This is a genomic window from Microcystis sp. LSC13-02, assembly GCA_002282935.1.
Lineage (GTDB): Bacteria > Cyanobacteriota > Cyanobacteriia > Cyanobacteriales > Microcystaceae > Microcystis.
Genome location: MTBT01000201.1, coordinates 1 through 6,877, shown reverse-complemented (window position 1 = coordinate 6,877; position 6,877 = coordinate 1). Strand labels below are relative to the sequence as shown.

Annotated in this window: 6 protein-coding genes and 1 pseudogene; 5 read left to right on the top strand and 2 right to left on the bottom strand. The window is 41.9% G+C overall.

All coding sequences use genetic code 11. The annotated features are described in order from the left end of the window. Positions 1 to 325: 325 nt before the first annotated feature. Positions 326 to 1,111, top strand: a pseudogene (locus BGL89_RS12155) (alpha/beta fold hydrolase); the annotation flags it as partial. Here BGL89_RS12155 and BGL89_RS12150 read toward each other — a convergent pair. Further along, complete coding sequence (locus tag BGL89_RS12150; RefSeq protein WP_286825923.1) at positions 1,086 to 1,916, bottom strand: hypothetical protein; 831 nt, start codon at positions 1,914 to 1,916, stop codon at positions 1,086 to 1,088. The pseudogene BGL89_RS12155 and the gene BGL89_RS12150 sit on opposite strands and share 26 nt — an antisense overlap. Before the next feature lie 236 nt (positions 1,917 to 2,152). Between BGL89_RS12150 and BGL89_RS12145 the strand changes: the two genes are divergently transcribed. Further along, positions 2,153 to 2,389, top strand: a complete 237-nt coding sequence (locus tag BGL89_RS12145) for a ferredoxin-thioredoxin reductase variable chain (RefSeq protein ID WP_286825922.1) — start codon at positions 2,153 to 2,155, stop codon at positions 2,387 to 2,389. A gap of 16 nt (positions 2,390 to 2,405) precedes the next feature. Here BGL89_RS12145 and tyrS read toward each other — a convergent pair whose 3' ends face one another. Then, positions 2,406 to 3,623 carry a tyrosine--tRNA ligase gene (gene tyrS / locus BGL89_RS12140; RefSeq protein WP_286825921.1) on the bottom strand — a complete coding sequence of 406 codons (1,218 nt, stop codon included), beginning with the start codon at positions 3,621 to 3,623 and terminating at the stop codon, positions 2,406 to 2,408. A gap of 197 nt (positions 3,624 to 3,820) precedes the next feature. Here tyrS and BGL89_RS12135 point away from each other — a divergent pair, with 197 nt between their 5' ends. The 3 genes from BGL89_RS12135 to BGL89_RS12125 all read left to right on the top strand — a co-directional run bounded on the left by BGL89_RS12135 (position 3,821) and on the right by BGL89_RS12125 (position 6,691). Beyond that, positions 3,821 to 5,506 carry a glycosyltransferase gene (locus BGL89_RS12135; RefSeq protein WP_286825920.1) on the top strand — a complete coding sequence of 562 codons (1,686 nt, stop codon included), beginning with the start codon at positions 3,821 to 3,823 and terminating at the stop codon, positions 5,504 to 5,506. Between the two features lie 72 nt (positions 5,507 to 5,578). Then, entirely contained in the window at positions 5,579 to 5,803 is a 225-nt protein-coding gene (locus BGL89_RS12130; protein ID WP_286825919.1) for a ferredoxin family protein, read from the top strand. A 150-nt stretch (positions 5,804 to 5,953) separates the two neighbouring features. Further along, complete coding sequence (locus BGL89_RS12125; RefSeq protein WP_286825918.1) at positions 5,954 to 6,691, top strand: ABC transporter ATP-binding protein; 738 nt, start codon at positions 5,954 to 5,956, stop codon at positions 6,689 to 6,691. Positions 6,692 to 6,877 lie beyond the last annotated feature (186 nt).

Genomic DNA, 6,877 nt, shown 5'->3' with positions numbered 1-6,877 from the left:
GGTGCAACCCTGGAAGTTCTTAAGTGCTATATTAAAGATCAAGAAAAGCCGTCGTAAAACGACGGGGTTTTAACCCAAATTTTCGATAACTTGAGAGGATCGAGGCGTTGAAGCTAGAAATTTTGGCAGACGTTTTCAAAAAACGCCTCTACACACTGTATTATGCTAAATCCCTTTTTAATAGTATGATTAACTCCCGATCGAACTTTAACAACCCAGTCCCTTCTCCTAGCCGCCACTTAACCTGACAGTATATATTAAGAAAAGCAACAAATGCTTTATAGATAAACAAAAATATGCAGCAAATTCTAGGATTAGAGACACAAATTGGCGGAAAAATATCCCCGTTTTAGGCGAAAAATGTCGCTGTTTTGCCCTAGATTTAATTGGTTTTGGCGGTTCCGACAAACCCGAACCGAAAAACCAGATCGATTACACTTTCGAGACTTGGGGGGCGCAAATTGCCGATTTTTGTCGGGAAGTGGTGGGGGGTCCTGCTTTTTTGGCGGGTAATTCTATCGGTTGTGTGGCCATCATGCAGGCTGCCGTCGATCATCCCGATTTTGTCCTTGGGGTAGCGGCGATTAATTGTTCCCTCAGACTACTGCACGAAAGAAAACGGGGTAAATTACCCTGGTATCGTCGTTTCGGGGCGGATATTGCCCAAATAATTCTCAAAAATAAAGCAATTGGGGCTTTTTTCTTCCAACAGATCGCTAAACCCCAGACAGTGCGTAAAATTCTCCTGCAAGCTTATCGGCGCTCGGAAGCGGTAACGGAGGAATTAGTAGAAATAATCTTAAAACCCGCCAGAGATCAGGGAGCGATCGAGGTTTTCCTCGCTTTTACCGGTTATTCTGGCGGCCCACTGCCGGAAGACCTGCTGCCGATTCTCCCCTGTCGGGCTATTCTGCTTTGGGGTAGCGAAGATCCCTGGGAGCCCTTGGCCTTGGGCCAAGAATTAGCACGATTCCCGACAGTAAAACAGTTTATCCCCTTAGCCGGTTTAGGCCACTGTCCCCAGGATGAAGCCCCAGAAATAGTTAATCCGATTTTATTAGACTTCCTACAAGCTCAAAGTTCCTCTAGTAACCAGACGGCTGGGCATTAATGGGTTGTTGGATGGAGAAACCCCGGTTAATACTTTGAGGTGGGACTTGATTGGGGGTGCCATTATTGTTGGGCGGCATTCCCTGATTGGGATAACCAGTGACGTTAGGTTGACTGCCGTAGACGGGGGCCTGATATACAGGAGGTTGATAATAATTGGATTGGTTACTAGAGCCGGGGACGGGGTTAGGGTTGGCATTATTCCACGAGGATGGGGGTGGAACATTTTGTTGCTCAGGGGAATTATTCCCCTGGGGGTTGACTTGATTCGGGCTGCCCCCGGGGTTGGGATTAGGAAAATTATTCAAGTTATTAGTCTGCGAGCGATTTTCGATTTCCCTTTGTAAAGGATAATTGCTAGTGTCGCCACTAATCGGTCGCACTTGAATCGGTTGCAGACTTTTACTAGCCTTCGGTGGCTGATTTTGCTTAGTCTGCGGCATTAACGGACTGAATAAAGAGCTTTTCTGGTTGTTATCAGGATTAGTATTTAAAGGGTCAAAAGGCTGCGTCGAGGCCGGTTTGTTCGGGCGAGCGGTATTATTATGAGCAGGAATGGCCGGCAATGGTACAGTAGTGGGGAGAGGAGTATCGGTAATCTGGTTAGCCCGGATTTCCCGCTCCTCCAAGGACATTCCTGGGGTATCTAATACCGAACCCAACCATTCAGGATTCTGTTGATATACCCACAAAGCAATTAGAGCCAAGGAAAATATTCCTAACGGTAGCCAAAATAAAGGTTGGGCAAAGGGTTTTAATCCCGCCAGGAAATAGCGCATGGAAGAAGAATCTTTATGGTCACTCATACCGCTTCACTCTCTATAGGTTTTCCCCCATGCTATCAAATCAGTGAGCAGTTATCAGTTTTTGAGCCCTCAGCCGTCAGCCTCCTGCCCCCTGCCTCCGTTAACTGGAGAAAAAAGCTCAGGCTCTAGGTTTCAATCTTAAGAGTTTTCAGTTCCCCGTTCCCTGATATAGCGTACAATGATAAGATTGTCTTCAAAGATACAATAAATAGGCGTTTGTCTTCGCTAGAGAGTTTATGAAAGTTGGCGATCGAGTTCGTGTAATTGAGTCTGTGGTAGTTTATCACCATCCTGAACATAAATCAGATCCTTTTGACGTGAAAGGACTAGAGGGAGAGGTGAAAGGGATTGTCACCGAATGGCGTGGTAGAGCGGTTAGCGCCAACCTACCCGTCCTCGTCGAGTTCAGTAAAAAGTTTAAAGCCCATTTTCGAGATTTTGAGTTAGAAATCCTGGAAAAAGCCGCCGAATAGGGACTTTTTCGCTTATTTAAGCTACGAAGCGAATAAATTTATTTTTGCCCACCTGTAGGACTTTTCCCGTTAAAGCTTCGGCTGTCTCAAAACTTTTGTCCACATCGGTGATTTTCTCGCTATCGATTCTCACCGCGCCCCCCTGAATCTGTCTTCTCCCTTCACCGCTACTTTTACACAAGCCGGTGGCTGAGAGAAGATAGAATAATTTCAGGGGAAAAGTGACCGCTGCTAGGGAAAATTCGGGTACAGAAGCTGCTGCTGCCGTATTTCCCTGTAGAACTATCTCCTGCGCCGTTTTTTGTGCTTTTAATGCCTCCTCTTCTCCGTGAAACTGGGCAACTACCTCGATCGCCAGTTGTTTTTGTGCCTCTCGCGGATTACTCTGCATAGCATCTAAGGGCAAATTTGTCAATAGTTCGTAATAATCTTTTAACAAAGCGTCGGGGGTTTTTTCCAGTTTCGAGTACATGGACAGGGCCGATTCCCGCAATCCCACATAATTATTCAGGGATTTGGACATTTTTTGACTGCCATCGGTTCCGATTAAAATCGGTAAAAGTAGCCCGAATTGCGGTTTTTTACCGAAATATTTCTGCAAATCACGACCGACGGCAATATTAAATTTTTGATCAGTTCCTCCCAATTCGACATCGGCCTCGACAGCTACGGAATCATAACCCTGCATTAAGGGATAGAGAAATTCATGGAGAAAAATCGGGTTTTCCTGGTCGTAGCGTTCGGAAAAGCCTTCTTTTGCCAACATTTGCCCGACGGTCATGGTGGAGAGGAGTTCGAGAATTTGCGATAGGTCTAATTTCCGCAACCATTCCGAGTTATAGCGAATTTCTAGGCGATTAGGCGTGTTAAAATCTAAAATTGGGCGTAATTGTGCCAGATAATTCTCGGCATTGGCTCTCACTTCTTCGCTCGTCAATTGTTTTCTAACTTCCGATTTTCCGGTCGGATCCCCGATTCTAGCGGTAAAATCACCAATAATAACCACTGCTACATGACCGGCATCCTGGAAAGCACGCAGTTTCCGAAAAGGGATACTATGACCTAGATGAATATCGCTGCCAGTGGGGTCAATACCTAGTTTAATTCTTAAAGGGCGATCGGTAGTTTGCAGTAGTTGGGTTAAATTTTCCCTAGGATCTTGGGAGTCGGGTTGATGGGGGAATAGGTCACTGGTTCCACGGGTTAGCCAGTCTAGGGAGGAAGATACGGTCATTGTTGCTCAATTTCCACAGCCTTCCCATTATAGTTTTTTATTATGTCAAGTAACAAGCCAAAGGTAAATAAACTGGTATCTTCAATAGGAGTCGATAACATCTTGACAATTCTCCCGATCAAATATAGAGTCTTAAAATCTTCTTTTTCAAAATTATCAAAAAATTTCCCTGTCTTGAATTGCGATCAGATAAGCCGATGAATCCTAGTTTTAATAACTCTATACCAGTGCAGAGGATCAAAGTTTCTGTAATTGTTTCTACCTATAAATCAGCGGAGTTTATCCGGGGTTGTCTAGAGGATTTAGTTACTCAAACTCTTTATGAAAAGGGAGAAGTAGAACTTATTATTATCGATAGTGCTTCTCCAGAGAATGAAGGGGAGATTATCCAAGAGTTTCAAGAAAATTATCCTAATATTATTTACCAGAGGACTAGAGAACGAGAAACCCTCTACCGCGCTTGGAATCGTGCTATTAAACTAGCTAGGGGTTCCTATATCACCAATGGGAATACTGATGATCGTCGCTGTTTTAATGCTCTGGAAATTATGGCTAATTATCTAGATAACAATAGAGAGATTAGCTTGGTTTATGCCGATCAATTAATTACCACCCTCAAAAATGATACTTTTGCCACCACCCCAGCTTTAAAACATTGGAATTGGCCAAATTACTCCTATCAACAGATGCGTCAAGGTTGTTGCGTGGGTTCTCAACCAATGTGGCGAAAAATGCTGCACGATAAATATGGTTATTTTCAGGAAAATTTTCGCTGTGCCGGTGATTACGAATTTTGGTTAAGAATCGGCATTCAAGGCGAAAAAATGGCTTTAATTCCTGAGATTTTAGGGTTATATTATTTAAATCTGCAAGGTTTAGAACATGGCAGTAATGGTCAAGCATTACAGGAACATTATCAAGTGTGTAAAATCTATGAAATTCCTCACCCAGACATTAAGGATATAGAAATTAAACCCAATCTAGTTAAGATGGAAGATTTAGGCATAATTTTACAGGAAGATGAGCGAGAAAAATTGCAAACAATTCAAGCTATCTCCCGGAAAAGATGCCCAATTATTGTTATTGATGGCGTGATCTTTCAAATCGATCAAGGAAAATTAGCCAGGATTTGGTCTTCAATTCTAGAGCATTGGAGTCAATTAGAAATTAGTCAACACATTGTTATTTTAGATAGAAATAACACCGCACCAAGATGGGAAGAATTTAAATATTGGCCTGCGGAATCCTACGATTATAATTGTACGGGAAAGGATGCCAGAAAAATTCAAGCTATTTGCGATCGCCTACAGGCAAATTTATTTATTTCCACTTTTTATACCAGTCCCTTAAACACTCCTTCTCTACTTTTGCTTGCTGATGAATTCCCAGAAGAAAACGGCAATTTACCAGTAGATTTAGAAAAACACTATGCAATTTTATCCGCTTCTAGAATCATCGCTTTTTCCTCTGATATTGCCCAAGATTTAAGAAAGTTATACCCCAAAATTTCCAGCAAAAAAATTGATATTATCGAATTTTTTGAAGTTAATCAAAAAATAGCGGAAGAAATCACTGATTTTCTCTGGTATGCGCTCAGTGAAACTAAGGAATCAAGTCAGAATCAAGTCTGGTTAGAGTTAAGAAAATTACAGGAAGCACAACAGATAATGTATCTCAAACAACAGCAAGATTATCATACTATGCAAGGGATGGAAATATCCCTAAAAGAATTAGAAAATAATCATAACTATCTCCAGAAAAATAATCAGAAATTACAGGAAGAAATTAACTATTTGTCCTCCCGTAAGGGAATAGTAAAAACCCTATCGAAAACTTCTATTTTACTTTTTGCTAAGATCAAGAAAAAACTGCCAATATTTTAGGGAATTAAGGGAAAGTTTCCGAACGCGCCTAAAAGTGGTAAAGTAATGTTAAGAATTAGAGGAGAAAACACTGTGCCACATTCGATCGTCACTGAAACTTGTGAAGGGGTTGCCGATTGCGTTTCCGCTTGTCCTGTTGCTTGCATCCATCCCGGACCGGGTAAAAATGTTAAAGGAACCGATTGGTATTGGATTGATTTTGCCACTTGTATCGACTGTGGTATCTGTCTACAAGTATGCCCCGTCGAAGGTGCAATTCTGCCAGAAGAACGTCCCGATTTACAAAAAACTCCCTAATTTATCAGTTATCAGTTATCAGTTATCAGTTATCAGTTATCAGATGTGAGTTTTCATTTCACTGATTACTGTTCACTGAAAATGCTCCCCACTTCCGAATTCATAATTCATAATTCATATTACTCTCTCCTATCTCCTTTTTACTTTACCATGGATTATCTTTTAGAAGTTGAACAAGTTTATGCTGGTTATGTGCAGGATTTATACATATTGCAAGGGGTTAACTTTCGCATTGCACCGAGGGAATTAGTCACGGTTATCGGTCCCAATGGTGCGGGAAAATCTACCCTAGCTAAGACGATTTTTGGTTTATTAAAACCCAGTGCTGGAACTATCACTTTTAAGGGACAAAATATCGCCGGTTGGAAATCTAATCAAATCGTTCCCCTCGGAATGGGTTATGTTCCCCAAATTGCTAATGTTTTTCCATCCCTGAGCATTGAAGAAAACCTTGAAATGGGAGCTTTTACGAGCAAAGGAAATATAAAATCTTTAAAAGAGCGCATTTATGCCATGTTTCCCCGTTTGCTCGAGCGCCGTCGTCAGAAAGCTGGCACTTTATCCGGAGGAGAAAGACAGATGTTAGCCATGGGAAGAGCGCTGATGTTGCAGCCAGATTTATTAATTCTCGATGAACCTTCGGCAGCTTTATCTCCTATTTTAGTAACCAGCGTTTTTGAGCAGATAAAAGCAATTAATCAGACGGGAACTGCAATTATTTTAGTGGAACAGAATGCCAAAAAAGCCCTAATGATGTCCGATCGAGGTTATGTTTTAGAAAGTGGTCAAGATCGTTTTCAGGGATCGGGTCAAGATTTACTCAATAACCCGAAAGTAGGGGAATTATACCTCGGGGCGGCTTATCATGGTGCCAAACGAGATGATTAGGAATTTGTTAAGGATTTAGGGGGATTTTGATTTCTTCCCAGAATTTAGCGATAGGATAGTAATTGAGTACAAATCTCTACGGCGCTGATGTCAAGGTGATAAGCCAGCAGACCCTAAATAGGGCTTGCTGAATAATGGTAAAACCCTTTTAAAATAAAGCTTTTGACCTGTTAAAGTCCGATGTTA

Excerpts from the sequence above, each read along its gene's own strand:
- BGL89_RS12135 (WP_286825920.1), top strand. The coding sequence starts at position 3,821 with ATGAATCCTAGTTTTAATAACTCTATACCAGTGCAGAGGATCAAAGTT.
- BGL89_RS12150 (WP_286825923.1), bottom strand. The coding sequence starts at position 1,916 with ATGAGTGACCATAAAGATTCTTCTTCCATGCGCTATTTCCTGGCGGGA.
- BGL89_RS12145 (WP_286825922.1), top strand. The coding sequence starts at position 2,153 with ATGAAAGTTGGCGATCGAGTTCGTGTAATTGAGTCTGTGGTAGTTTAT.
- tyrS (WP_286825921.1), bottom strand. The coding sequence starts at position 3,623 with ATGACCGTATCTTCCTCCCTAGACTGGCTAACCCGTGGAACCAGTGAC.
- BGL89_RS12125 (WP_286825918.1), top strand. The coding sequence starts at position 5,954 with ATGGATTATCTTTTAGAAGTTGAACAAGTTTATGCTGGTTATGTGCAG.